Annotated in this window: 20 protein-coding genes; 9 read left to right on the top strand and 11 right to left on the bottom strand. The window is 73.9% G+C overall.

Going from position 1 to position 24875, the window contains the following annotated elements:
* Positions 1-84: 84 nt before the first annotated feature.
* Positions 85-531: a (deoxy)nucleoside triphosphate pyrophosphohydrolase gene (locus tag D459_RS0128395; protein WP_017596382.1), complete on the top strand. Its 447-nt coding sequence runs from the start codon at positions 85-87 to the stop codon at positions 529-531.
* Positions 532-613: 82 nt separating this feature from the next.
* Here the strand turns inward: D459_RS0128395 and D459_RS0128390 are convergent, their stop codons facing one another.
* Positions 614-1657, bottom strand: coding sequence for an iron-siderophore ABC transporter substrate-binding protein (locus tag D459_RS0128390; protein WP_017596381.1), 1044 nt, complete (start codon positions 1655-1657; stop codon positions 614-616).
* 74 nt (positions 1658-1731) lie between these two features.
* Entirely contained in the window at positions 1732-2769 is a 1038-nt protein-coding gene (locus D459_RS0128385) for an iron-siderophore ABC transporter substrate-binding protein (RefSeq protein ID WP_017596380.1), read from the bottom strand.
* Positions 2770-3093: 324 nt separating this feature from the next.
* On the opposite strand from D459_RS0128385, the gene typA reads away from it, so the two are divergent.
* Positions 3094-4986: a translational GTPase TypA gene (gene typA / locus D459_RS0128380; RefSeq protein ID WP_017596379.1), complete on the top strand. Its 1893-nt coding sequence runs from the start codon at positions 3094-3096 to the stop codon at positions 4984-4986.
* Between the two features lie 189 nt (positions 4987-5175).
* On the opposite strand, the gene D459_RS0128375 is transcribed toward typA, so the two are convergent.
* Entirely contained in the window at positions 5176-5718 is a 543-nt protein-coding gene (locus D459_RS0128375; protein WP_017596378.1) for a nitroreductase family deazaflavin-dependent oxidoreductase, read from the bottom strand.
* Positions 5719-6011: 293 nt separating this feature from the next.
* Between D459_RS0128375 and D459_RS0128370 the strand changes: the two genes are divergently transcribed.
* Positions 6012-7184 carry an FAD-dependent monooxygenase gene (locus tag D459_RS0128370; RefSeq protein WP_017596377.1) on the top strand — a complete coding sequence of 391 codons (1173 nt, stop codon included), beginning with the start codon at positions 6012-6014 and terminating at the stop codon, positions 7182-7184.
* A gap of 1661 nt (positions 7185-8845) precedes the next feature.
* Here the strand turns inward: D459_RS0128370 and D459_RS0128365 are convergent.
* Positions 8846-9442 carry a TetR/AcrR family transcriptional regulator gene (locus tag D459_RS0128365; RefSeq protein WP_017596376.1) on the bottom strand — a complete coding sequence of 199 codons (597 nt, stop codon included), beginning with the start codon at positions 9440-9442 and terminating at the stop codon, positions 8846-8848.
* 68 nt (positions 9443-9510) lie between these two features.
* Between D459_RS0128365 and D459_RS0128360 the strand changes: the two genes are divergently transcribed.
* Complete coding sequence (locus D459_RS0128360) at positions 9511-10728, top strand: FAD-dependent monooxygenase (RefSeq protein ID WP_017596375.1); 1218 nt, start codon at positions 9511-9513, stop codon at positions 10726-10728.
* Positions 10729-10900: 172 nt separating this feature from the next.
* Here D459_RS0128360 and D459_RS0128355 read toward each other — a convergent pair whose 3' ends face one another.
* The 4 genes from D459_RS0128355 to D459_RS0128340 form a co-directional block, all read right to left on the bottom strand.
* Positions 10901-11710 (bottom strand): succinate dehydrogenase/fumarate reductase iron-sulfur subunit, encoded by an 810-nt coding sequence (locus D459_RS0128355; protein WP_017596374.1) that lies wholly within the window; start codon positions 11708-11710, stop codon positions 10901-10903.
* On the bottom strand, positions 11707-13653 hold the full coding sequence (locus D459_RS0128350) for a fumarate reductase/succinate dehydrogenase flavoprotein subunit (protein ID WP_017596373.1): 1947 nt from the start codon (positions 13651-13653) through the stop codon (positions 11707-11709). The genes D459_RS0128355 and D459_RS0128350 overlap by 4 nt, the downstream gene beginning before the upstream one ends.
* A gap of 106 nt (positions 13654-13759) precedes the next feature.
* On the bottom strand, positions 13760-14578 hold the full coding sequence (locus tag D459_RS0128345) for a hypothetical protein (RefSeq protein ID WP_017596372.1): 819 nt from the start codon (positions 14576-14578) through the stop codon (positions 13760-13762).
* A 298-nt stretch (positions 14579-14876) separates the two neighbouring features.
* A complete protein-coding gene (locus D459_RS0128340; protein WP_017596371.1) occupies positions 14877-15818 on the bottom strand; it encodes a LysR family transcriptional regulator in 942 nt (313 codons plus the stop codon).
* A gap of 80 nt (positions 15819-15898) precedes the next feature.
* On the opposite strand from D459_RS0128340, the gene D459_RS0128335 reads away from it, so the two are divergent.
* Genes D459_RS0128335 through D459_RS0128325 form a run of 3 tightly spaced genes read left to right on the top strand, consistent with a single transcriptional unit; the run spans position 15899 to position 19287 of the window.
* Complete coding sequence (locus D459_RS0128335) at positions 15899-16600, top strand: succinate dehydrogenase cytochrome b subunit (protein ID WP_040711486.1); 702 nt, start codon at positions 15899-15901, stop codon at positions 16598-16600.
* Positions 16601-18541 (top strand): fumarate reductase/succinate dehydrogenase flavoprotein subunit, encoded by a 1941-nt coding sequence (locus tag D459_RS0128330; RefSeq protein ID WP_017596369.1) that lies wholly within the window; start codon positions 16601-16603, stop codon positions 18539-18541. It abuts the gene before it with no gap.
* A complete protein-coding gene (locus D459_RS0128325; protein WP_017596368.1) occupies positions 18538-19287 on the top strand; it encodes a succinate dehydrogenase/fumarate reductase iron-sulfur subunit in 750 nt (249 codons plus the stop codon). The genes D459_RS0128330 and D459_RS0128325 overlap by 4 nt, the downstream gene beginning before the upstream one ends.
* A gap of 183 nt (positions 19288-19470) precedes the next feature.
* On the opposite strand, the gene D459_RS0128320 is transcribed toward D459_RS0128325, so the two are convergent.
* Positions 19471-20100, bottom strand: a complete 630-nt coding sequence (locus tag D459_RS0128320) for a GNAT family N-acetyltransferase (protein ID WP_017596367.1) — start codon at positions 20098-20100, stop codon at positions 19471-19473.
* 182 nt (positions 20101-20282) lie between these two features.
* Between D459_RS0128320 and D459_RS0128315 the strand changes: the two genes are divergently transcribed.
* Positions 20283-20750, top strand: a complete 468-nt coding sequence (locus tag D459_RS0128315) for a hypothetical protein (protein WP_017596366.1) — start codon at positions 20283-20285, stop codon at positions 20748-20750.
* A 24-nt stretch (positions 20751-20774) separates the two neighbouring features.
* Here D459_RS0128315 and D459_RS0128310 read toward each other — a convergent pair whose 3' ends face one another.
* Positions 20775-21479, bottom strand: coding sequence for a TrmH family RNA methyltransferase (locus D459_RS0128310; RefSeq protein ID WP_017596365.1), 705 nt, complete (start codon positions 21477-21479; stop codon positions 20775-20777).
* Between the two features lie 51 nt (positions 21480-21530).
* Entirely contained in the window at positions 21531-21902 is a 372-nt protein-coding gene (locus D459_RS0128305; protein ID WP_017596364.1) for a hypothetical protein, read from the bottom strand.
* A 201-nt stretch (positions 21903-22103) separates the two neighbouring features.
* Here D459_RS0128305 and D459_RS0128300 point away from each other — a divergent pair, with 201 nt between their 5' ends.
* The gene (locus tag D459_RS0128300; protein WP_017596363.1) at positions 22104-24374 is read left to right on the top strand and encodes a hypothetical protein; all 2271 of its coding nucleotides are present in this window, start codon (positions 22104-22106) and stop codon (positions 24372-24374) included.
* Positions 24375-24875: the final 501 nt, after the last annotated feature.

The raw sequence follows: 24875 nt of genomic DNA, 5'->3' as shown, positions 1-24875 counted from the left end.
CCCCCCCGCCTCGCCCGGCCCGCACCGGCCGCCTGCCCCGCCCGTCCCGCCCACCCGCCCCGGCCTGGAGTACCGTTGTCGACCGTGACCGAGCTGCAGAGCGGCCGCCGCGGCGAGGATCCCGCGGGCGGCCCGCACATCGTCGTCGTCGGCGCCGCGATCCTGCGCGGCGGAGCACTGCTCGCCGCGCAGCGGGCCGCGCCCGCGAGCCTGCGCGGGCGCTGGGAGCTGCCCGGGGGCAAGGTGGACCCGGGCGAGTCCGACACCGAGGCGCTGGTCCGCGAGTGCCGGGAGGAGCTGGGCGTGCCGGTCCGCCCGCTGCGCCGGATCGGGGGAGAGGAACCCCTCCCGCCGCGCGGCGACGGAACCACCGCCGTGCTCCGGGTGTGGGCCGCCGAGCTGGTCGAGGGCGAACCCCGGGCGGTGGAGCACCTCGCGCTGCGCTGGCTGCGCGCCGGCGAGCTGGACGGCGTCGACTGGCTCCCCGCCGACCTGCCGTTCCTGGAGGCGGTCCGTCCCTTCCTGCGCTGATCTCCGGCGTTGATCCCGGTGTCGCCGCCGTCTCAACGCGGGTCGAGGCGGCGACAGGGCCGGGATCAGTGCCCTGCGGGGGTCAGGCCCGGCCTTCGGCCGCGGCGGAGAGGTCTTCGACGACCTCGTCCATCGCCCATGGGATGGACAGCGGGCCGGGCGAGGTGATCGCCATCGTCAGGGCGGTGTCGTCGTAGCCGATGTAGCCGCCCTCGCGGACCGCGTCGACCTTCCGGAACACCTCGCTCTGCTCCAGCTTCTCCCGCTCCTCGGGACTGCCCGCCCACATCACCAGCACCTCGGCGTCGATCCGCTCGGCGTGCTCCCGGCTGAGCCGGGCGGAGAACGCGCCGGGCTCGGGCTCCAGGTCGCCGATGAACGGCGCCGGTTCGAGGCCGACCTGCTCCAGCAGCTCGTAGCGGGCGTCGCCCTCGACGGAGAAGCCGAAGTCGCCGGTGCCGGGCTCCTGCCGGCCGGTGGCGAAGGTGGCCCCCTGGAGCTCGGGGTGCGCTTCGGCGAGGCCGGCCAGGTAGTCGTCGACGCCGTCCACGACCCGCTGCGCGTCGTCCTCCCGGCCGATCGCCCGACCGACGGTCAGCGCCTCCTCCTGCCACGGCGTCATCCACGGCTCGTCCAGGTAGGCGACGGTCGGCGCGATCGCGGAGAGCTGCTCGTACTCGTCCTCCTCGATGCCGGTCTGCACGGCCAGGATGAGGTCGGGCTCCAGCGCGGCGATCTCCTCGGCGGGGACGCCGTCGTCGGTGTCGAGCAGGGCCGGCTCCTCCGCGCCGAGCTCCTCGATCTTCTCGCTGTTCCACGGCAGCCGGCCCTCGTCGTCGCCGGCGAAGGTGGAGGCGGCCATGCCGACCGGGACGACGCCCAGTTCGAGCAGGGTGGCCTCGCTGGTCCAGCCGAGGGTGACGATGCGCTCCGGCTCGCCGGTGATCTCGGTGGAGCCGTAGGCGTGCTCGATGGCGACCGGGGGCCGGCCGCCGTCCGCGCCGGCCTCGGGGCCGCCCGCACCGGAGGTGCAGGCGGCGGTGGCGAGCAGGGCGAGCGCGGCGGCGGGGGCGAGCGGTGCGGTGCGGCGCTGGCGGGCGGCGCGCGGGGACGGGGCGGGGGGCATGGGGGGCTCCTGTGGCCAGGGAGAGGGGGAGCGGTGCGGCGCCGGGGGCTCGGGGCCGCACCGCCGGTCCGGGGTCAGGCCTCGCCCTCCACGGCCTCGGCCAGGTCGTCGACGAGGCGGTCGGACACCCACGGGATGGTCAGCGGGTTGGGCGAGGAGATCGCCATCGCCTCGGCCGGGTCGTCGTAGCCGACGTAGCGTCCGTCGGCGACGGCGCCGATCTCGCCGAAGACGTCGCTCTTCTCCAGCTTCTCCCGCTCCTCGGGGGTGGAGTGCCACATCAGCAGGACGTCGGTGTCGACCCGGTCGGCGTGCTCCCGGCTGAGCGGCGCGAAGAAGGCGCCCTCGTCGGCCTCCAGTTCGTCGATGAACGGCGCCCGGGTGAAGCCCAGCTCCTCCAGGAGGGCGGCTCGGGCGTCGCCCTCCAGGTAGAAGCCGAAGTCGGTGCTGTTGGGCACGACGGTGGCCGCGGCGACGGTGGTCCCCTCGAACTCGGGGTGCTCGGCGGCGAGGTCGGCGATGTGCCCCTCGGTCTCGTCGACGACCTTCTGCGCGTCGTCCTCCCGGCCCAGCGCCTTGCCGATGGCGAGGGTGGCGTCCTGCCACGGCGTCTTCCACGGCTCGTCGAGGTAGGGGATGGTCGGCGCGACCGCGGAGAGCTGCTCGTACTCCTTCTCCTCCAGCCCGGACTGGAGGCCCAGGATGAGGTCGGGCTCCAGCGCGGCGATGTCCTCGACCGGCATGCCGTCGTCGGTGTTGAACAGCTCGGGCTTGTCCTCGCCGAGCTCGTCCAGCTTCTCCAGGTCCCAGGGGAGGTACCCGTCCTCGTCCCCGGCGTAGGTGGAGGCGGCCATGCCGACCGGGACGACGCCCAGTTCGAGCAGGGTGGCCTCGTCGGACCAGCCGATGGTGACGACCCGCTTCGGCTCGGCGGTGATCTCGGTGGAGCCGAAGGCGTGCTCGACGGTCACCGCGGACCAGTCGCCGTCGGACTCGGCGGCGGGCGCGCCCGCCCCGGAGGAGCAGGCCGTGGTGGCGAACACGGCCGCTGAGGCGAGCAGGGCGAGGCCGGTGAGGCGGCGCGGTGTCAGGCGGCGCGGCGAGGTAGTCATGCGGACCCCTGGAGGTGGTCGGGCGGCCCAGGGGCGGGGCTCGGGCCGCGTCGGTACGGAGCAGGGCCGGGCGCCCGGACGCGGCGTCGCGGCCGGGGCGCACAAGGTAAGGCCCACCTTGCTAAGGCGCGCCTATCCTAAGTCCATATTGTGGTGACTTGTCCAGTCGGAGTGACGGACGTCGCCTGTCGTCCACCCCCTGTTCAGGGCCCCGAGAAAGCCGTGACCTGGCCGTTTCCCTCGCTATCCGGTACAAGCGCATAAACTTGTGCACGGCCGCGGGTGTCGCGGTTCTTCCCAGCAGATGAGATCGAGACCTTTCGCATGTCCAGCGCCACTACCGCCGAGGGCTCCGCACGCCGCGCCGACCTCCGCAACGTCGCCATCGTCGCGCACGTCGACCACGGCAAGACCACGCTCGTCGACGCCATGCTGTGGCAGTCCGGGGCGTTCCGCGAGAACCAGGACGTCGATGACCGCGTCATGGACTCCAACGACCTGGAGCGCGAGAAGGGCATCACCATTCTCGCCAAGAACACCGCGGTCCACTACACCTCGCCGGAGGGCGAGGAAGTCGTCATCAACATCATCGACACCCCCGGCCACGCCGACTTCGGCGGCGAGGTCGAGCGCGGGCTGTCCATGGTGGACGGCGTCGTCCTGCTGGTCGACGCCAGTGAGGGCCCGCTCCCGCAGACCCGCTTCGTGCTGCGCAAGGCCCTGCAGGCCAAGCTGCCGGTGATCCTGTGCATCAACAAGGTGGACCGGCCGGACAGCCGGATCGCCGAGGTGGTCGACGACACCTACGAGCTCTTCATGGACCTGGGGGCCGACGACTCCCAGATCGACTTCCCGATCGTCTACGCCTGCGCCCGCGACGGCCGCGCCTCGCTGGAGCGCCCGGCCGACGGCGAGGTGCCGGAGAACGACGACCTCACCCCGTTCTTCCGCACCATCCTGGACACCGTCCCGGCGCCGGAGTACACCCCGGGGGCGCCGCTGCAGGCGCACGTCACCAACCTGGACGCCTCGCCGTTCCTCGGCCGTCTCGCGCTGTGCCGGGTGCGCCAGGGCGAGATCCGCAAGGGCCAGCAGGTCGCCTGGATCCGCACCGACGGCAGCACCCAGCAGGTGAAGGTCACCGAGCTGCTGATGACCGAGGCGCTGGAGCGCAAGCCCGCCGAGCAGGCCGGGCCGGGCGACATCATCGCCATCGCGGGCATTCCGGAGATCATGATCGGCGAGACGCTGGCCGACCCCGCGGACCCGCTCGCGCTCCCGCTCATCACCGTGGACGAGCCGGCCATCTCGATGACCATCGGCACCAACACCTCGCCGCTGGTCGGCAGGGTCAAGGGCGCCAAGGTCACCGCCCGCCTGGTCAAGGACCGGCTGGACCGGGAGCTGGTCGGCAACGTCAGCCTGCGGGTGCTGCCCACCGAGCGGCCGGACGCCTGGGAGGTGCAGGGCCGCGGCGAGCTGGCGCTGGCCATCCTGGTCGAGCAGATGCGCCGCGAGGGCTACGAGCTGACCGTCGGCAAGCCGCAGGTGGTCACCCGTGAGATCGACGGCAAGGTGCACGAGCCGGTCGAGCGGCTCACCGTGGACGCCCCCGAGGAGTACCTGGGCGCCATCACCCAGCTGCTCAGCGTCCGCAAGGGCCGGATGGAGCAGATGAGCAACCACGGCACCGGCTGGGTCCGGATGGACTGGCTGGTCCCGTCCCGCGGCCTGATCGGGTTCCGCACCGAGTTCCTCACCGAGACCCGCGGCACCGGCATCGCCCACCACGTCTTCGAGGGCTTCGAGCCGTGGTTCGGCGAGCTGCGCACTCGCCCCAACGGTTCGCTGGTGGCCGACCGGGCCGGGGTGGCCGTCGCCTTCGCCATGTTCAACCTGCAGGAGCGCGGCGTGCTCTTCGTCGAGCCCACCACCGAGGTGTACGAGGGCATGATCGTCGGCGAGAACTCCCGCTCCGACGACATGGACGTCAACATCACCAAGGAGAAGAAGCTCACCAACATGCGCTCCTCCACCGGCGACGAGCTGGTCCGCCTGGTGCCGCCGCGCAAGCTCTCCCTGGAGCAGGCGCTGGAGTTCTGCCGCGAGGACGAGTGCGTGGAGGTCACCCCGGAGGCGGTGCGCATCCGCAAGGTCATCCTGGACCAGAAGGAGCGCGGCCGGATCGCCGCGCACAAGAAGCGCAGCTCCAACTGACGCACGGCCGGCCCGGACCGGCCCCATCGGGCCCCGGGGCCCCGCTCCCCCTTCCCACCGATCCGGAGGGCAGGGGGGCGGGCCCCGGGGCCCGCCGCCGTTCGGGGCGGGCGCGGTGCCCCGGCGCAGGGCGGTCCCGCCCCTCGCGCGTCCGGGGCGCCCGCCGGCCGCCGCGGGCGCCGGGAGGGCTCAGCCGGCGTCCGGGCGCGGAGTGAGGCGGAACACCCGGGGCTCGCGGCCCGCGCGCGAGGCGTAGGAGTCGTAGGGCCACATCGCGTTCAGCGCCCCCCACACCTCCGCCTTCTCCTCGGGGGAGAGCAGCGCCCCGGTCACCGGGATCTCCCTGCCCTTGTAGTTCACCGAGGCCTCGGGGCAGGCCAGCAGGTTGTGCGTCCAGGCCGGGTGGTTCTCCCGGCCGAAGTTGCTCCCGACCACCAGGAAGGAGCGCGGCGTCCGGTCCCGCTCCGGCAGGCAGGCCACCGGGGCCCGGCGCGGCGCGCCGCTCTTCCGCCCGCGCGTGGTCAGCATCAGACTGGGCACGGCCCAGCGGGCGAGCTGCACCCGGCCGCCGGTCAGCCGGTACAGCAGCCGGTCGGCCGGGGGGAACACCTTGGGCGCGATCCGGGCGAACAGCCGGCTCGCGGCGGCCTTCTGCGCCGCGGGCAGCAGCACCCCGGCGACCGCGCGTCCGGGGCGCCGCGCACCGGGCGGCGGGGTCGGTGAGGAGGACACCGGGACTCCCTTCGTCGTTCTGCCGCGGCCCGGCCGCCGTCGCGCTCGGGCCGCACCTAGAACCTAGCGGTCGCTTGGTTGTTCGGGAAGGGTTCCGCGGGCCCCGGTGGAGCAGGCATTTCGGGAGGAAAGCGGGAAGAAGGGCGGCGCACGGGAGTCCAGGTCAGGCCACGCCGCAGGAAAACGCGCCAACGCATGGCTTTCCCGGGGCACCGACCCTAGCCTGAATGCCAGGGCTCCGAACCGCTCTCCCGGTGCGGGGCCGCGGCCCCTCGTCTCCGGAGGACCAGCGCATGTCAGCACCGCACGCCGTCGTGGTCGGGGGCGGCATCGGCGGCCTGGCCGCCGCGGTCGCCCTGACCAGGGCCGGGTGCGAGGTGAGCCTGTTCGAGAAGGCCCCGCTTCTGGACCCGGTCGGCGCAGGGCTGGCGCTCGCCCCCAACGCGCTGCGCGCCCTGGACGCCCTGGACGCCGGGGAGGAGGTCCGCAAGCGGTCGGCGCCGCACGGCATCGCCGCGATCCGCCGCCGGGACGGCCGCTGGCTGGTGCGCACCGGGCCGCACGAGACCCAGCAGCGCTTCGGCGACGCGGTCTGCGTGCTCCGCTACGCCGACCTGTGCGACGTGCTGCTGCAGCGGCTGCCCTCGGGCACCCTGCACACCGGCTCCGCGGTCACCGCGGTGGAGGCCGGCACCACCCGCCAGCTGGCCCGGGTCTCCACCGAGACCGGCGACCTCAGCGCCGACCTGGTGGTGGTCGCCGACGGCGCGCGTTCCGCGATCCGCTCCGAGCTCTTCCTGGAGCACCCGGGCGCGGTCTACGCGGGCTTCGCCTGCTGGCGGGCGATCGTCCCGTGGGACCAGGCCGACCCGCTCGACTTCGGGGAGACCTGGGGCAAGGGCGGCGTCGCCGGGGTCCTTCCGCTCAGCGGCGACGAGGTGTACTGCTACGCCACCGCGAACGTCCCGGCCGGCGAGTCCGCCCCGGACGAGCGCGCGGCGCTGGTCGACCGGCTGGTCGACTGGCACGAGCCGCTCGCCGACCTGTTCGCCGCCGCCCGCCCGGAGGCGGTGGTCCGCAGCGACGCCTGGCACATCGACACCCCGCTGCCCGCCTACCACAAGGGCCGGGTGGCGATCCTGGGCGACGCGGCGCACGCCATGACGCCCAACCTCGCCCAGGGCGCCGGCCAGGCGATCGAGGACGCGGTGGTGCTGGCCCACCACGCGGGCGGCTCGATGGCCTACGTGACCACCGCGGTGCAGTCCTACAGCGCGGCCCGGGTGGGGCGCACCACGGCCCTGGTGCAGCGCTCCGCGCAGCTGGCCGAGGCGGTGCAGAACGACTCCCCGGTACTGGCCGGGCTCCGGGACACAGCCGCCGGCCTGGTCGGCAAGGTCGCCCCCTGGCAGCTGGCCCGCTACACCCGCCCGGTCGACGACTGGCGCCCCCCGGTCGCCTCCTGAGGCCGCTGATCGGGCGGTGATCTCGGTGCTCCGGCCCTGTCGCCCCTGTCAACCCCTGTCAGGGCGGGTGGTTCCCAGTGTCTGCTGCCGCATCTGCAACACCGCCCACCAGAGGAGAGGACAGGAGGGGGATCGGCCGGTCGGTCCGGCGCGGCGCCTCACGGGGTGGGGGTTCAGGCGGGCAGCGAGGGCGGGTGGGCGTGCCGGCTGGTCGGTCGGGTGCGGCGCCTCACGGGGTGGGGGTTCAGGCGGGCAGCGAGGGCGGGTGGGCGTGCCGGCTGGTCGGTCGGGTGCGGCGCTCCACGGGGTGGGGGTTCAGGCGGGCAGCGAGGGCCGGTGGGGGACCGGCTGGTCGGTCCGGCGCGGCGCCCCACGGAGTGAAGGTTCAAGCAGGCGGCGACGGTGAAGGTAGGGCTGGGGCGGAGGTGATCGCCCGAGCGCGGCGTCTCGCGGAGTGCAGGTTCAAGCGGGCGGCGACGGCGGGAGGGCGTGCCGGCCGGTCGGTCGGGCGCGGCGTCTCGCGTGGCCGGGGTTCAAGCAGGCGACGGCAACGGTGGGGGCGGGGCGAAGGTGGTCGCCCGGGTGCGGCGCCTCACGTGGCGGGGTTCAAGCGGGCGGCGGGGGCGGGAGGGGGCCGGGCGCCGCGTTCACCGGCCCGGCCCGCACCCACCAGGGTGGCCATATCCCCTATGCCCGGTTTCCAGCAGGGATCGGGCGAGGGCAGGGGCGCCCTGCGCACCCCGGCAGCACCCCGATTACATCTACCAGCGAGTAGTAACCCCTGAGGCCCCCACCGCCCTCTCCCCGGTTACCCAGAGTGGCCAAGGTGGGTCCTCTCGGCAGGGCAAAAGCGACATCCCGCCCCCGCCCCTGCCCTCCCCGGGTTCCGGCCCCCTGCACCCCGGCCTTGCGGGCGGCACGAACCCTCCATCACCGGCGCGAACAAGGCGATCCGGGCCTCCCGGGGGCCGATCCGGGCCGGGATGCGCGCCCGGGAATCACCGGGGTGCTCTCGCGGTGCGCAGGGCGCCCCACCCGACCTTCACTGTGCGTGTTCGCCCAGGTCAGGGAGGGGTAGCGGTTTCAAGGGCGGTCGGCCTCGGCGCCCGGGCGACGCGGGAACGGCGAACCCGCCGCCCCGGCTCACCCCGACCGCCCCACCCGCTCTGCCGCGCCCGACCGACCAGCCGGCACGCCCACCCGCCCTCGCTGCCAGCCTGAACCCCCGCCCCGTGGGGCCCGACACTCGGGCGACCGCCTGCGCCCCGCCCTACCGCTGCCGTCGCCGCTGGCTTGACCCCTCGCTCCCTGGGGCGCACGCCCGGGCGACCGCCTGCGCCCCGCCCCTGCCGCTGCTGTTGCTGCCGGTTTGAGCCTTCGCTTCGCGGGGCGCCGCGCCGGACCGACCGGCCGGTGCCCCTGCCTGCCGTCGCTGCCGGCCTGAACCGTCACCCCGTGGGGCGCCGCGCCCGGGCGACCGCCTCCGCCCTGCCCCTACCGCCGCCGTCGCTGCCCGCTTGAACCTTCACCCCGTGGGGCGCCGCGCTCGGGCGGCCGCCTCCGCCCCGCCCCTCCCCGAGTTCCTCGTTTTCCTCGTTGCTCATTGCTCGCCGCAACGGTCACTTGACGACGAGCGCGTCGGCAGGGCCGGAGTGCCGAGATCACTGGGGGAGGGGCGGTAGCAGGGCGTTCAGCAGTTCCGCGGCGCCGGTGTGCAGGTCGTCCAGGGTGGGCGGGGCGGCGGTGCCGGCGCCGGCCACCGAGTCCAGGACCATCCCCTCGCACCAGGCGATGAGCGACCGGGTGTGCCGCTCGGGGGCCGGTGAGCCGAGGCCGCGCAGGGTCGCCTCCGCCGTGTCGCGGAACCGGGCGCCGGCCCGGTCGTAGATGCGGCGCAGCTCGGGGCGGCGGGACGCCTCCAGTGCCAGCTCGAAGCGGGCCAGGGTCCGCTCGGCCGAGGTGTGCACCGAGGTGTGCACGAACTCGGCGAGCAGCCGGGCCGCCTCGGTCCGGGTGGGCGGCGCATCGGCGAAGAACGCGGTCAGGGCCTGCTGCTCCTCGGCCGCCATGTGCTCCAGGGTGATCTCCAGCAGCCGGGCGCGGGTGCGCGCGTGGTAGGAGGTCGAGCCGTCCGGCAGCCCGGCCGCCCGGTCCACGGCGCGGTGCGTCAGGCCGCGCAGCCCCTCCCGCGCGATGACCCGCACCGCGGTCCGGGCGATCAGTTCGACGCGCTCGCGCCCCCGTCCGCTCTCCGCCAACCCTGCCCCCTCCATTGAAGCTCTACGGATGTAGAGTACATTCTCTACAGCTGTAGAGGAGGGTGGAGATGACCGGAACAGAACACACCGTGGTGATCGGCGCGGGCATCGGCGGACTGGCCGCCGCGGCGGCGCTGGCCCGGACCGGGCGGCGGGTCACGGTACTGGAGCGGGCCCCGGAGATCCGGCCGGTCGGCGCGGGCCTGGGCGTGGCGCCCAACGCGCTGCGCGGCCTGGACCTGCTGGGCATCGGCGACGCCGTGCGCGCGCTGGCCCTGGAGGGGAGCGGCGGGATCCGGCGGGCCGACGGCCGCTGGATGATCCGCTTCGACATGGACCTGGTCCGCCGCCGCTTCGGCGACCCCCTGGTGGTGCTGCGCCGCTCCGACCTGGTGGACCTGCTGCTGACGGCCCTCCCGGAGGGGGCGCTGCGCACCGGCGCCGAGGTGGCCTCGGTCGACCCGGGCGGCGGCCGCCGCCCGGCCGCGGTGCGGCTGCGCGGCGGCGAGGAGATCGAGGCCGACCTGGTGGTCGCGGCGGACGGCATCCGCTCGGCGGCGCGGCGGGTGCTCTTCCCGGAGCACCCCGGCACCGCCTACTCGGGGTTCACCTGCTGGCGGATGATCTCCCGGCCGGGCCCGGACGCACGGCCGGCGCCCGCCGAGGTCTGGGGGCGCGGGCAGGGCGCCGGAGTGCTGCCGCTCAAGGACGGCTCGGTCTACGCCTACTTCATGCACCCGGCGGCGGAGGGCGACCGGGGGCCGGCCGGGGAGCGCGCCGAGGTGGAGCGGCTCTTCGGCGGCTGGTACGCGCCGGTGCCCGAGATCATCGCGGCCGCCCCGGAGGACGCGGTCATCCGCGGCGACCTGTACCGGCTGGCCGCGCCGCTGCCGGCCTATCACCGCGGTCGGATCGCGCTGCTCGGCGACGCGGCCCACGCCATGCTGCCCAACCTGGGGCAGGGGGCGTGCCAGGCGATCGAGGACGCGATCGAGCTCGCGCACGCCGTCGGCGCCCCGGGCGGCCCCGCGCACCGGGTCCCGGACGGCCTGGCCCGCTACAGCGCGGCGCGGGCGCCCCGGGCCAACGGGATCGCCGCCGCCTCCGACACCGCCGCCCGGACGATGTGCATGGCCGCCCGTCCGGCGGCGCTCCGCGACACCGCGCTGACCGCGATCGGCCGGGCCGCACCCGGGATCTTCTACCGCAACTTCGACCGCACCTTCGGCTGGACCCCTCCCGGCCCGCCGCCCAAGGGCCTGAAGGGGGACGCCTCACGGCGCTGAGACGGCGCCCACCCGTCGCCCACCACCACCCTCAACGGAGCCCCTGCGGGGCGCGGATTCTTCAGCCGGCCCCGGCCAGGTGGGCCTCGGGTCCGTGCGGCCGGGGTCTGTGCGGTCGGGGTCGGGGCCGGGGCCGGGGCGGCCGGGCGGGCCCCGCCCGGCCGCTTGCGGGTCAGGGGAGGGGCGGGCCGCCGTCGTTCGGGCGGGTGTTGGGCACTCGCGGGGTGTCCGCGTCCCGGCCGCGCAGGCCGATCTTGGAGCCGAGCCAGACCACCGGGTCGTAGCGGCGCCCGGCGACGCGCTCCTTGAGCGGGATGAGGGCGTTGTCGGTGATCTTGATGCCCTCCGGGCAGACCTCGGTGCAGCACTTGGTGATGTTGCAGTAGCCCAGGCCGAACTCGTCCTGGGCGATCATCCGGCGGTCCGCGGTGTCCTCCGGGTGCATCTCCAGCTCGGCGACGCGCATCAGGAACCGCGGGCCGGAGAAGTGCTCCTTGTTCTCCTCGTGGTCCCGGATGACGTGGCAGACGTTGTTGCACAGGAAGCACTCGATGCACTTGCGGAACTCCTGCGAGCGCTGCACGTCCTCCTGGGCCATCCGGTAGCCCTCCGGGCCGGCGTCCTCCGGAGGCGTGAACGAGGGGATCTCCCGGGCCTTGGCGTAGTTGTACGACACGTCGCACACCAGGTCCCGGATGACCGGGAAGGTGCGCATCGGCGTGACCGTGACGGTCTCGTTCGGCGCGAACGTGTTCATCCGGGTCATGCAGGACAGCCGGGGGCGCCCGTTGATCTCCATCGAGCACGAGCCGCACTTGCCCGCCTTGCAGTTCCACCGCACGGCCAGGTCGGGCGCCTGGGTGGCCTGCAGCCGGTGCAGCACGTCGAGGACCACCTCGCCCTCGTTGACCTCGACCTCGTACTGGGCGAGGTCCCCGTCGCCGCCGCCGCGCCACACGCGGAACGTCCGCTTCGCGCTCATCGCTCCTCCTTCAGGGGGGTGTCGGCGGGGCCGCCGGAGGGCAGCTCCTCCTCGGTCAGGTACTTGGCGAGCTCCTCGCGCTCGAAGAGCTCCAGCAGGTCCGGCCGGGGCGCCTGCAGGGGCTGCCGGCGCAGCCGGGCCCCGCCGCTCCCGGTCAGCGAGGCGACCAGGTTGACCTTGCGCCACTCGGCGGACATGCCCGGGTGGTCGTCGCGGGTGTGCCCGCCCCGGGACTCGGTCCGCTCCAGCGCGGCGCGGGCGATCACCTCCGAGACCAGCAGCATGTTCGGCAGGTCCAGGGCCAGGTGCCAGCCGGGGTTGTAGGCCCGGCCGCCCTCGGCGCGCACCGACGCCACCCGGTCGGCCAGCTTGTCCAGCGCCTCCAGCGCCTGCTCGATCTCCGGGCCGCGCCGGATGATGCCGACCAGGTCGTTCATGGTCTGCTGGAGCTCCTGGTGCAGTGCGTACGGGCCCTCCCCGGTCTCCCGCTCCAGCGGGGCCGAGAGCCGGGCCAGCGCCGCGGCCTCGTCGTCCGGGTCGACCGCGGGCCGGTCGCCGCCGAGCCCGTCCAGGTAGGCGGCCGCGCCCAGCCCGCTGCGCCGACCGAACACCAGCAGGTCGGACAGGGAGTTGCCGCCCAGCCGGTTGGACCCGTGCATGCCGCCGGCCACCTCGCCCGCGGCGAACAGGCCGGGCACCAGCGCGGCGCAGGTGTCGGCGTCCACCTCCACCCCGCCCATCACGTAGTGGCAGGTGGGGCCGACCTCCATCGGCTCGGCGGTGATGTCGACGTCGGCCAGCTCCTTGAACTGGTGGTGCATCGACGGGAGCCGGCGCATGACCTCCTCGGCCGGCAGTCGGCTGGCGATGTCCAGGAACACCCCGCCGTGCGGCGAGCCCCGGCCCTCCTTGACCTCGTTGTTGATCGCGCGGGCCACCTCGTCCCGGGGGAGCAGCTCCGGCGGGCGGCGGTGCCCGGCCGGGTCGGTGTACCAGCCGTCGGCCTCCTCCTCGGTCTCGGCGTACTGCGCGGCGAACACCTCGGGGACGTAGCGGAACATGAACCGCTCGCCCTCGGAGTTGCGCAGCACCCCGCCGTCGCCGCGGACCGACTCGGTGACCAGGATGCCCTTCACCGACGGCGGCCAGACCATCCCGGTGGGGTGGAACTGGACGAACTCCATGTTGAGCAGGGTCGCCCCGGCGCGCAGCGCGAGCGCGTGCCCGTCGCCGGTGTACTCCCAGGAGTTCGAGGTGACCTTGAACGACTTGCCGATGCCGCCGGTGGCCAGCACCACCGCCGGGGCCTCGAAGACCACCGGCTCCCCGGTGGCCCGGGTGTAGCCGGCCGCGCCGGAGATCCGCGGCCCGTCCGGGCCGCCGCGGTCCAGCAGCAGGTCGGTGACGGTGGTCTCGGCGAACACCCGCAGCATCGCCTCGGGGTCGCCCAGCTCGGCGGCGTCGGCCTGCTGCAGCTGCACCACCCGCTGCTGCAGGGTGCGGATGAGCTCCAGCCCGGTGCGGTCGCCGACGTGCGCCAGCCGCGGGTACTCGTGCCCGCCGAAGTTGCGCTGGCTGATCCGCCCGTCGGCGGTGCGGTCGAACAGCGCGCCCCACCGCTCCAGCTCCAGGATCCGCTCCGGGGCCTCCTTGGCGTGCAGCTCGGCCATCCGCGGGTCGTTCATGAACTTCCCGCCGCGCAGCGTGTCGCGGAAGTGCACCTGCCAGGAGTCGGCGTCGTTGACGTTGCCGAGCGCGGCCGCCGCGCCGCCCTCGGCCATCACGGTGTGGGCCTTGCCGAACAGCGACTTGGAGATGACCGCGGTCCGCTTCCCCTGCTGCCGGGCCTCGATCGCGGCGCGCAGCCCGGCCCCGCCGGCGCCGATCACCACCACGTCGTAGCCGTACCGGAGAGTCCGGTTCGTCTCGCTCTTCTCGGACATTCGCCTGACTTTCTGAGGGATCGCTGCGGCCCCGGGGGACGGGGCCGGTCGGTTCCGGCGCCTTGCCGTCGGCGCCGTCGGTTCCGGTTCCGCCGGACCGGTGCCGTCAGTTGAGGAGGCGGAGGTCGGTGAGGACGCCGCCGGCGACGAGGGCGACGTAGAGGTCGGTGAGGACCAGGGAGGCGAGGGTGACCCAGGCGAACAGCATGTGCCGGGTGTTCAGCTTCGACACCGCGGTCCACATCCGGTAGCGGGCCGGGCTCCGGGAGAAGGAGCGCAGCCGGCCGCCGACGACGTGCCGGCAGGAGTGGCAGCTGAGCGTGTAGCACCACAGCAGCACCACGTTGGCGAGGAGGACCAGGTTGCCCACGCCGATCCCGAATCCGCCGTTCTCGCCGTGGAACAGCGCGATCAGCGCGTCATAGGTGTTGAGCAGGGAGATGGCGAGCGCGATGTAGAAGAAGTAGCGGTGCAGGTTCTGCAGGATGAGCGGGAAGCGGGTCTCCCCGGTGTAGCGGCCGTGCGGTTCGCGCACCGCGCACGCGGTGGGGGACTGCCAGAAGGCGCGGTAATAGGCCTTCCGGTAGTAATAGCAGGTGAGCCGGAACAGCAGCAGGAACGGGAGGCTGACCGCCGCGAACGGCAGGAACCAGGGGAAATCCCAGGGCAGCCTGCCGAAGACCGCCGCCTCCTCGAAGCACTGGCCGGCCAGGCAGGGCGAGTAGAACGGCGTCAGGTAGTGGTACTCGGCGACCCAGTAGTGGTCCTGCTGCAGCGCCCTGGCCAGGCCGTAGACGAGGAATGCGGTGAGGCCGAGGACGGTCCACACCGGGCCGGACCACCACCGGTCGGTGCGCAGCGTCCGCTGCGCGATCCGGGCGCGCTTCCATCCGGCGGCCTCGGGCGGGGGAAGTGTCGATGTCATCTCCGCGCAACTCCCTATAGGTCGGTGGAGCCACGCTAGGACGGCGCGATCACGAATTCAGCAAGAATTAACACCGCCATGGGTGTGAAAAAAGCCACTCCCTGGATCTCTTTTGTGAGTCTTTTCCGGAGAATGGTCGAATATGTATTCGTGAGCGTTTTGCGAGTTTTGTTGCCGGATGTTGCGCGTGTGCAGCGAGGGGTTTTCGCTCCGGCTTCGGCCCTCTTTTCGGGAAAGTTATCCGGAAAACGCGCCCCGGGGGCGCGCTTCCGGGTGTGACGTGCGTCCCGCCCGGGGGTCAGGGCAGCGAGGCGGCGATGACCTCCAGGTCCTCGCCGAGCTCCTCGGGGGCCAGGTGGGTCAGGTAGGCGGTGAGGTGCCGGCGGAAGGCGCGGGCGCTCTTGGACGGCTCGACGTCCTTGCGGTGCGCCAGGGCTATGGTGCGCAGCAGCCGGGGCCGGCCCAGCGGGGTGCCGCGCAGCCCGGGGCGGTTCTTCAGCACCATGCTGGGCACCACGGCGATGCCCAGGCCGGCCTCGACGAAGCGGAGCACCGCGTCCATCTCGCCGCCCTCCACCGCCAGTCGGGGCTCGAAGCCGGCCACCCGGCACGCGTTCAGGGTCGCCTCGCGCAGGTCGTAGCCGCGCCGGAACATCACCAGCGGGCGGTCCCGCAGGTCGGTGATGCGCATCGAGGCCCGGGAGGTGGGCGCGGGCCCGTCGGCGGCGCTGACCACCACCAGGTTCTCCCTTAGTATCGGAGTGGTCACGAACGCCGGATCGCTGCTCTGCAGCGGAAGGATGATCAGCGCCAGGTCCAGCTGGCCCTTGCCGAGGGCGCGGATCAGGTCGCGCGAACCGCTCTCCTCCACCCGCAGCTCGATGCCGGGGAAGCGGGAGTGGAACCCGGCCAGCGCGTCGGCGACCAGGCCGCCGCAGAGCGACGGGGTGGCGCCCAGCCGCACCCGCCCCCTGCGCATCCCGGCCAGTTCCGCGATCTCGCGCCGGGCCGTCTCGGCGTCGGTCACCATCCGCTGGGCCAGGGGGAGGAGGGCCTCGCCCGCGGGCGTGAGTGTGATATTCCCCCGGGCCCGGCTGAACAGCGGCGAGCCGAGTTCCGCTTCGAGGGTCCGGATCTGTTTGCTGAGACTGGGCTGGGCGACCTGGCAGAGCTCGGCTGCGCGGGTGAAATGCCGCGTCTCGGCGACCGCGAGGAAGTACGCGAGCTGCTGGAACTGCATGGTCGATAGCCTAAGGCTATGGACACCAGCGGCGCGATGACTTAGACGACATCCTTTATCCCGTCTTAAGGTGACAGGTCGTGGCGAACAGTACCCTGACCAAGCAGCGCTCGGAGGCGCGCAGGTCGTCGGTGGCCCTCAAATCCGCTATGGCGGTCACCGGTGCGATCCTCGTGCTCTTCCTGATAGCGCACATGTACGGAAACCTGAACGTCTTCGCCGGGCAGGAGACGTTCGACAACTACTCGCACCACCTGCGCGAGCTCGGCGAGCCGATGCTCCCGCACGAGGGCTTCCTGTGGATCATGCGCGTGGTGCTCCTCGCGGCGATCCTGATCCACATCTACTCGGCGGCCGTGCTGACCGCCCGGGCCCGCAAGGCGCGCCCGGTGCGCTACGTCAAGCACAAGTCGGTGCAGCAGACCTACGCCTCGCGCACCATGCGCTGGGGCGGCGTGATCATCGCGCTCTACGTGGTCTTCCACATCCTGCACCTGACCACCAACACCATCGCGCCGGGCGGCAAGTCCGACAGCCCCTACGAGCGGCTGGTCAACGGCTTCGCGCCGGAGTACTGGTACGTGACGCTGATCTACGTCGCCGCGGTCGTCCTGGTCGGGATGCACGTGCGGCACGGGATCTGGAGCGCGTGCGCGACGCTGGGCCTCAACCGCGAGGGGCGCCGGCGGACGATCAACGCCATCGCGATCGCCATCGCGGCCGTCATCACGGTGGGCTTCCTGCTGCCGCCGTTCTCCGTTCTCCTCGGGCTGGTGGGATAAATGACCGAGCTCTACACCGAGGGCGCGCCGATCGCCGACACCAAGGCGCCCGACGGGCCGATCAACGAGCGCTGGGACAAGCGCCGGTTCTCCGCGAAGCTGGTGAACCCGGCCAACCGGCGCAAGCTGTCGGTCATCATCGTCGGCACCGGGCTGGCCGGCGCGTCCGCCGCCGCGACCATGGGCGAGGCCGGCTACCAGGTCAAGTCCTTCTGCTACCAGGACAGCCCGCGCCGCGCGCACAGCATCGCGGCCCAGGGCGGCATCAACGCGGCGAAGAACTACCGCAACGACGGCGACAGCATCTACCGGCTGTTCTACGACACCGTCAAGGGCGGCGACTTCCGCTCCCGCGAGTCCAACGTGTACCGCCTGGCGCAGACCAGCGTCGAGATCATCGACCAGTGCGTCGCGCAGGGCGTCCCGTTCGCCCGTGAGTACGGCGGCCTGCTGGACAACCGCTCCTTCGGCGGCGTGCAGGTCTCCCGAACCTTCTACGCCCGCGGCCAGACCGGCCAGCAGCTGCTCATCGGCGCCTACCAGGCGCTGGAGCGGCAGATCGCGGCCGGCACCGTGGAGATGAACACCCGGCACGAGATGCTGGAGATCGTCCTCGTCGACGGCCGCGCCCGGGGCATCATCGCCCGGGACATGGTCACCGGCGAGATCGAGACCCACATGGCCGACGCCGTGGTGCTCGCCACCGGCGGCTACGGCAACGTGTTCTTCCTGTCGACCAATGCCATGGGCTGCAACGTCACCGCCTCCTGGCGGGCGCACCGCAAGGGCGCCTACTTCGGCAACCCCTGCTACACCCAGATCCACCCGACCTGCATCCCGGTCAGCGGCGACTACCAGTCCAAGCTGACCCTGATGAGCGAGTCGCTGCGGAACGACGGCCGCATCTGGGTGCCCAAGCGCACCGGGGACGACCGCGACCCGCGGCAGATCCCCGAGGACGAGCGCGACTACTACCTGGAGCGCATCTACCCGTCCTTCGGCAACCTGGTCCCGCGCGACATCGCGTCCCGCGCCGCCAAGAACGTCTGCGACGAGGGCCGCGGCGTCGGCCCCGGCGGGCTCGGCGTCTACCTGGACTTCGCCGACGCGATCAAGCGGATGGGCCGCCCCGCGGTCGAGGCCAAGTACGGCAACCTGTTCGACATGTACCAGCGCATCACCGGCGAGAACCCCTACGAGGTTCCGATGCGCATCTACCCCGCGGTGCACTACACCATGGGCGGCCTGTGGGTCGACTACGACCTGCAGTCCTCCATCCCGGGCCTGTTCGTCACCGGCGAGGCCAACTTCTCCGACCACGGCGCCAACCGCCTGGGCGCGAGCGCGCTGATGCAGGGCCTGGCCGACGGCTACTTCGTCCTGCCCAACACCATCAACGACTACCTCGCCGCCGGGCCGTTCGAGAAGATCGACGAGAACCACCCGGCCGCCAAGGAGGCGGCGGAGTCGGTGCGCTCCCGCATCGACAAGCTGCTCTCCATCGACGGCGAGCGCACCGTGGACTCCTTCCACAAGGAACTCGGCCACATCATGTGGGAGTACTGCGGGATGGAGCGGAACGAGGAGGGCCTGCGCAAGGCCATCGACAAGATCCGCGAGCTCCGCAAGGAGTTCTGGAGCAACGTCAAGGTCCTCGGCTCCAACGACGAGCTCAACCAGGCCCTGGAGAAGGCCGGCCGGGTGGCCGACTTCCTGGAGCTGGGCGAGCTCATGTGCATCGACGCCCTGCACCGCCGGGAGTCCTGCGGCGGCCACTTCCGCAGCGAGAGCCAGACCGAGGACGGCGAGGCGCTCCGCCACGACGACGAGTTCGCCTACGTGGCGGCCTGGGAGTTCACCGGCGAGGGCAAGCCGCCGGTGCTGCACAAGGAGCCCTTGGAGTACGAGTACGTCGAGATGAAGCAGCGGAGCTACAAGTGAACATCACCCTGCGCGTTTGGCGCCAGAAGGGCAAGGCCGACGAGGGTCGGATGGTCACCTACAAGGTCGAGGACGTCAGCCCTGACATGTCCTTCCTTGAGATGCTCGACGTCCTCAACGAGAAGCTCACCCTGGCGGGCGAGGACCCGGTCGCCTTCGACCACGACTGCCGCGAGGGCATCTGCGGCGCCTGCGGCGTGGTGATCAACGGCGTCGCCCACGGCCCGGAGACCACCACCACCTGCCAGCTGCACATGCGCAGCTTCAGCGACGGCGACGAGATCACCATCGAGCCGTGGCGCGCCGGGGCCTTCCCGGTCGTCAAGGACCTCGTGGTGGACCGCGGCTCGTTCGACCGCATCATCCAGGCCGGCGGCTACATCAGCGCGCCCACCGGCACCGCGCCGGACGCGCACGCCACCCCGGTGCCCAAGGCCGACGCGGACCGCGCGTTCGACGCGGCCACCTGCATCGGCTGCGGCGCCTGCGTGGCGGCCTGCCCGAACGCCTCGGGCATGCTGTTCACCGCCGCGAAGGTGACCCACCTGGGCAGCCTGCCCCAGGGGCAGCCGGAGCGCGAGGCCCGGGTGATCAAGATGATCAACCAGCACGACGAAGAGGGCTTCGGCGGCTGCACCAACATCGGCGAGTGCGCCGCGGTCTGCCCGAAGGGCATCCCGCTGGACACCATCGCCCAGCTCAACCGGGACCTGCTGGGCTCCCTGGCCAGCAGCAAGGCCGAGTAGCGCCGCACCCGCCCCGGGCGACGGGCCGCCTCCTCACCAGAGGGGGCGGCCCTTCCCGTTCCCGGGGGCCGCCGTCCCGAGGGCCGTAGCCCGGAGGCCGCCGCCGGGGCCGCCGGTGCAGCCCAGGGACCCGCCGCCCTCCGGGGGCCTGCCGTCCCCGGGAGCCCGCCCCCGGCACGCCGCTCACGGAGCCGGCCGGAGCATCCCCCAGGCGCGGGGCATGCCCTCGGCGTCCAGCTTCCCGGTCGGCGCGAAGCCGTAGCGCTCGTAGTAGGCGAGGTTCTCCTCGCGGTTGGTCTCCAGGTGCACCGGGACCCGGTCGTCGTCGGCGCGGGACAGGCCGGCGTCGAGCAGCGCGGCGCCGACCCCCTTGCCCTGGACCACCGGGTCGACGCCGAGCACCTCCAGGTGCCAGTACGGGCCGGACGCGGGGGCCAGCCCGCCGATCTCGCGCAGGAGCGCGGAGAGCTCGGGCAGGCGGCGCAGGCCGAACAGGGAGACCGTGTTGGGCAGGGTGCGCAGCAGCGCGCGGGGGCCCATCGACGGCTCCTCGGGCTCCTTCCAGGCCGCCGCGCCGCGCACCACCGGCCGGGGCCCGTCCTCCACCGCCACCCGGACCCGCCCGCGCGGAATGAACACGTACCCGCTGTACGCGGCCCACCAGCGCGCGGACTTCGCCATCCGGGACACCGGGTCGGGGAAGAGCCACTCCGTCAGCGGATCCTCGAAGAACGCCCTGCTCAGCACCCGCGCGACGCCGGGTACGTCCTCCATGGTCGCGTTCCTGACGGTGAACTCCGGTCGTTCGCTCATCGTTCGGCCTCACGGTCGTCGGGCGTGCGGTGACAGGGACCTCCCACACTATGGCTCCGCTCTCGGACGCCCCGCTCCCCCCGCCCCGATGGCCGGTTGCGGACGGCCCTCCGCCGCGGCGGCGCGGTAGCGTTGCGCTCCCCGGGGCACCCGGCCCTCCGGGGCGGAACGGGAGGCGGCGGATGAGCGCTCAGGGGTGGGACAGGCGGCTGTTCACCGCGGCGAACAGGGTGGTCCGGCCGGTGCTGAGGTCCCGGGGCCACCCGGTCTTCGGCGGCCTGATGCTGGTCGGTTACACCGGGGTGCGGACCGGGCGGGAGTACGAGATACCGGTCGTCCGCCACCTGCGCGGCCCCGGGGAGGTGTGGGCGTTCGGCGCGCGCACCGGCTGGGTGGGCAACCTGCGCGGTGGGCGCGAGGTGCGGCTGCGCATCGGCGGCCGCGAGTTCCGCGCCGAGGGCACCGCGGTGGAGGAGCCGGAGGAGGTCGGCGCGCTGCTCACCGAACTCGTTCGGGAGTACGGGGCCCGGTCGCTGCGGGGAAGGGCCCTCGGCCTGCCCTGGGGGCGCGAGCCCACCGCGGAGGAGGCCGCCGAGGCGGGCCGGCGGACCCGCGTCGCCCGCTTCCGCGTTCTCGGGGGCGGGGCATGACCGGGGGCGGTGTCCGGCCGGGGGTCAGGGCACCGGCTGGTCGAAGACGTGGGCGCGGACCCAGGCGTGCATGGCGATGGCGGCCGCCGCGCCGGCGTTGATGGAGCGGGTGGAGCCGAACTGGGCGATGGAGAGCACCGCGGCGCAGACCTCGCGGACCTCCTCGGACAGCCCGGGGCCCTCCTGGCCGAAGACCAGCACGCAGGCGCGGGGCAGCGGGTAGGTCTCCAGCGGCACCGAACCGGGCAGGTTGTCCACGCCCACCAGCGGCAGGCCGCGCTCGTCCGCCCAGGCCACCAGGTCGGCGGTGCCGGGGTGGTGGTGGACGTGCTGGTAGCGGTCGGTCACCATGGCGCCGCGCCGGTTCCACCGGCGGCGGCCGACGATGTGCACGGCGCGCGCGTTGAAGGCGTTGGCGCTGCGCACCACCGACCCGATGTTGAAGTCGTGCTCCCAGTTCTCCACCGCGATGTGGAAGGGGTGCCGCCGGGTGTCCAGGTCGGCGACGATGGCCTCGTGCCGCCAGTACCGGTACCGGTCCTCGACGTTGCGCCGGTCGCCCTCGGCGAGCAGGGCGGGGTCGTACCGGTCGCCCTCGGGCCAGGGGCCCCGCCACGGTCCGACCCCCACCTCCTCCGGCCCGCCGGAGGAGGCCGGGGCGGCCTCCCCGCCGGCACCGCCGGACTCGGGAAGGGAGGAGGGCGCGAGGGCCTGGGACTGCTCGTTCACACGTTTCACCTTATGGCGCCCGCGGCGGAGCCCCGGCCGGTGCGGGCCGCCTCAGCGCTCGGGGCGCGGGGCCTCGCCGATGGAGCCGATCTGCACGGCGGGGCCGTGCACCTCTCCGCTGACGATGTTGACGACGCCGGGCCGCTCCCCCGGGAGGTGCGGGTGGAGCCCGTCGGCGAGCCGCCGGATCTCCGGGTCGGCCCCGGCCGCCGCGGCGAGGTGCCGGGCCGGCTCGCGGACGGCCCCGGCGTCATCGCCGTCGGAGTCGCGCGCCTCCTCCAGCGCCTCCAGGGCCTCCGCGCTCCCCTCCTCGCCGGAGAACCGGGTGCGCAGCGCCTTGCGGAGGGCACGGAGGTCCCTCCGGGCGTCCTCGGTGAGCGCCCAGGCGCCCTTCCCGGCGACGGCGAGTGCGACCTGGTCCATGGCGCTCTTCCTCCTGAGGGGCGGGAGTGCTGCGGGCCGAGTCTGCCAGAGTCCGGTGCGCCGCCGGCCTGCCGCCGCCCCGCCCGGGACGACCGGAAACGGCCAGGGGCGGGCCCGTCTTCGACCCCTGCCGGGCACGCTGCGTAGGATTCGGGTGACCCCCAGCCGCCCCCCCCGCGACCCGAGGAGGCCCGGACCGCCGTGGCCGAGCGCGACAAGCCGAACGTATCGACGCACAACGAGCTCAGCGGCTCGGCGAGGAACGTCATGCAGGTCGGGGAGTACAACGAGCACCACCACTACCCCGACGTGCCCCGTCCCGAACCGGTCTGGGACATCCACGCGGAGTCGTACGGGGAGTTCGTCAACCACGACGAGGCGCGGAACCGGGCGGCGGCCCTGTACTCGGAGAAGGCGCTCGGAAGCCGCCCGCGCCCGGCGCTGCTGCACGTGCTCGGGCCGGCCGGGGTGGGGAAGACGGCGTTCGGCATCGAGGTCGCCCTGCTCCTGCGCGATCTGGCCCGGGAGAAGGACGCCGGGGAGGTGACCGGCCTCTACGCGGACCTGGCCGGGGCCCGGGCGGCGGCGGGAACCGCCGAGGAGCTGGTGCACGTCTCCGACGTGCTCGGGGACTTCCTGCGCCGGCTGCACATGCCCGCCGAAGCGGTCCCCGACGGGCTCGCCGCCCGGCGGGAGGCCTTCCACACGATCACCGGGAACCGCCGGACCGTCGTGGTCCTGGAGGGCGTCACCGGCCTCAACGAGGTCCGGCCGTTCGAGACCGGCCCCGGCAGCATGCTCATCGCCACCGGGCGCACCGCGATCAAGGGGCTGGTCCGCCGGCAGGTCCCCTGCATCCGGCTGCCGGCCCTGGGGGAGGAGCCCGCGCTGAGGCTGCTGCGCGGATTCGACTCCGGTGACGGCCGGGTGCACCGCCTGCTCCGGGAGGACCCGGAGGGCGCCCGGGCCCTGGTCGCCCGGTGCGGCGGGCTGCCGCTGGCGCTGCGCATCGCCGGCGCCCGCCTGGCCCGCGACCCCGGGCTGGACGTCGCCGGGCTGCTCCACCGCCTGGACACCGCTCCCCGCCTCCCCGAAGAGCTGGACCGCCTCGACGGAGAGCTGGACCGCATCGGCGAAGCGGAGGAGGACGGGCCGCGCGTCGCCGAGGTCATCGCGCTCGGCCACCGAGGCCTCTCCGCCCGGGCCGCCGAACTCTACACCGCGCTCGGCGAATGCCCCGGGAACAAGGTGCCGACCGGGCTGGCCTCGGCCCTGCTCGGCTCGGCGGAGGACGCCCGGGCCGCCCTCGCCGAACTCACCGACTCCTCCCTGCTGGCCTGGGACGGAACCGGCCACCGGTGGGAGCCGCTGATCCGGCACGACGCGCGGGCCCGCGTCCAGGCACTGCCCGCCGCCGACCGCCGCCGGCTCAAGGAGCAGGTGCTGAACTGGTACGCCGCGGCGCTGGCGCACGCCGACCGGGTGGTGGCCGGAGCCCGCAGCCGGGTCACCGCCGAGTACGGGGACGGGGCGGCCGACCGCGTCCCGGGCGGCTACCGGGCCCCGTTCGAAGCGGTCCCGGCCGCCGCGAGGGAGTGGGCGGCCGGGGCCGCCGAGGCCGTCCCCGGACTGATGCGCACCGCACTCGACCTGGAGCGCGGCGCCGACGCACTGCTCCTCGCCGAATCGCTCTGGCCGGTCCTGCACGAGCTGAGGCGCGACTCCCTCGCGGCCGAGGTCTACCGCCGCGCGCTGAACGACGCGGTCGGTCCGGACGACCGCGCCGCCGCGGCGCGGATGGGCAACTACCAGGGGCGGGCACTGCTGGACGGCGGCGCGGCGGACGAGGCCGGGGAGGTGCTCGCCGCCGCGGCGGCCGCGGCCGAGGCCTCCGGCGATCCCCGCGTTCTGGCCCCGGTGCTGGAGACCCGCGGCCTGCTGAACGAGCGGCTCGGGCGGATCGGCGAGGCCGTGGGGGACGTCGAGCGCGCCCGGGAGATCCAGCGCGGGCTCGGAAACGCTCGGGGAGAGGCGCTCTACGGCTACCAGCTGGCCGCTCTCCACCTGGCGGCCGGCGACCCGGGGGCGGCCGCCGCCGAGTCGGAGCGGGTCGCGTCGGCGGCCCACCGGGAGATCGGCCGGCTGGAGGGGATGGAGACCCCTGAGGCGGCGGGGCGGCGCAACGACTGGCGCTCCATCGGGATCCGGAACGCGGTCCGGCTCGGCCGGGCGCTGCTGGCCGGCGGCGACGCCGAGGGGGCGTTCGAGCGGGCGGGGGAGGCCCTGGAGGCGCTCGGCGCCGACGACGCCCCGGTGCGCTGGGCCGACGCCTTCGCGGTGCGGGCCGAGGCGGCCCACGCGCTGGGCGACCGCGCCGAGGCCGGCGAGTGCGCGGACCGCGCGCTGCGCGTCTACCGCGACCACCACCTGCACGGCAGGGCCGAAGCGCTGCGCAGGGCCCTGGGGATCTGAGCCGGCCGCCGGGCCACCGGGCCGCCTGCCGACTGCCGTCCGCCACCGACCGGAGACCGGCCGGAACCGGAACAGGAGCCGTGCCGTCGGGCCCGTGCGCTTGCGCGGCCCCGATACCGGAGGCTCCCGGCTCCGGCGGACCGCCCGGCCGGGACGGAGGTCCGGGGAGCGGGCCTCCGCTGAGAGACTGTCGGGTATGCGAGTGGTCACCCGGCCGGGCTCCTAGGTCGGTGGGGGTTTCCGCCCGCCACGGGGCCCCGGCCCTCTCCTGATCCCCGCACCGCGGCGCTGCGGGCCGGGGCAGCCGAACACCCTGAGCGACCGACCGCATACCCAAAAGTCTCTGAGGGCCGGCACCGGGCGGGGGAATCGGGGGGCGCCGTGTCCCGGTCCGGGGATCAGCCGTGCGAGCACCCGGGGAGCGGGGACCGCGGCCGGGCCGCCGTGGTGGGGTGTTCCGGGCCGGAGTCCTCCGTTCCGTTTCCCGGATGTCCCGAGATC

It is taken from the genome of Nocardiopsis potens DSM 45234, assembly GCF_000341105.1.
Classification (GTDB): domain Bacteria; phylum Actinomycetota; class Actinomycetes; order Streptosporangiales; family Streptosporangiaceae; genus Nocardiopsis_A; species Nocardiopsis_A potens.
This window is presented reverse-complemented; position numbering and strand designations above follow the sequence as displayed.

Coding starts and splice junctions, on each gene's coding strand:
- D459_RS0128390 (WP_017596381.1), bottom strand. CDS start 1,657: ATGCCCCCCGCCCCGTCCCCGCGCGCCGCCCGCCAGCGCCGCACCGCA.
- D459_RS0128385 (WP_017596380.1), bottom strand. CDS start 2,769: ATGACTACCTCGCCGCGCCGCCTGACACCGCGCCGCCTCACCGGCCTC.
- typA (WP_017596379.1), top strand. CDS start 3,094: ATGTCCAGCGCCACTACCGCCGAGGGCTCCGCACGCCGCGCCGACCTC.
- D459_RS0128370 (WP_017596377.1), top strand. CDS start 6,012: ATGTCAGCACCGCACGCCGTCGTGGTCGGGGGCGGCATCGGCGGCCTG.
- D459_RS0128360 (WP_017596375.1), top strand. CDS start 9,511: ATGACCGGAACAGAACACACCGTGGTGATCGGCGCGGGCATCGGCGGA.
- D459_RS0128355 (WP_017596374.1), bottom strand. CDS start 11,710: ATGAGCGCGAAGCGGACGTTCCGCGTGTGGCGCGGCGGCGGCGACGGG.
- D459_RS0128350 (WP_017596373.1), bottom strand. CDS start 13,653: ATGTCCGAGAAGAGCGAGACGAACCGGACTCTCCGGTACGGCTACGAC.
- D459_RS0128345 (WP_017596372.1), bottom strand. CDS start 14,578: ATGACATCGACACTTCCCCCGCCCGAGGCCGCCGGATGGAAGCGCGCC.
- D459_RS0128340 (WP_017596371.1), bottom strand. CDS start 15,818: ATGCAGTTCCAGCAGCTCGCGTACTTCCTCGCGGTCGCCGAGACGCGG.
- D459_RS0128330 (WP_017596369.1), top strand. CDS start 16,601: ATGACCGAGCTCTACACCGAGGGCGCGCCGATCGCCGACACCAAGGCG.
- D459_RS0128320 (WP_017596367.1), bottom strand. CDS start 20,100: ATGAGCGAACGACCGGAGTTCACCGTCAGGAACGCGACCATGGAGGAC.
- D459_RS0128315 (WP_017596366.1), top strand. CDS start 20,283: ATGAGCGCTCAGGGGTGGGACAGGCGGCTGTTCACCGCGGCGAACAGG.
- D459_RS0128305 (WP_017596364.1), bottom strand. CDS start 21,902: ATGGACCAGGTCGCACTCGCCGTCGCCGGGAAGGGCGCCTGGGCGCTC.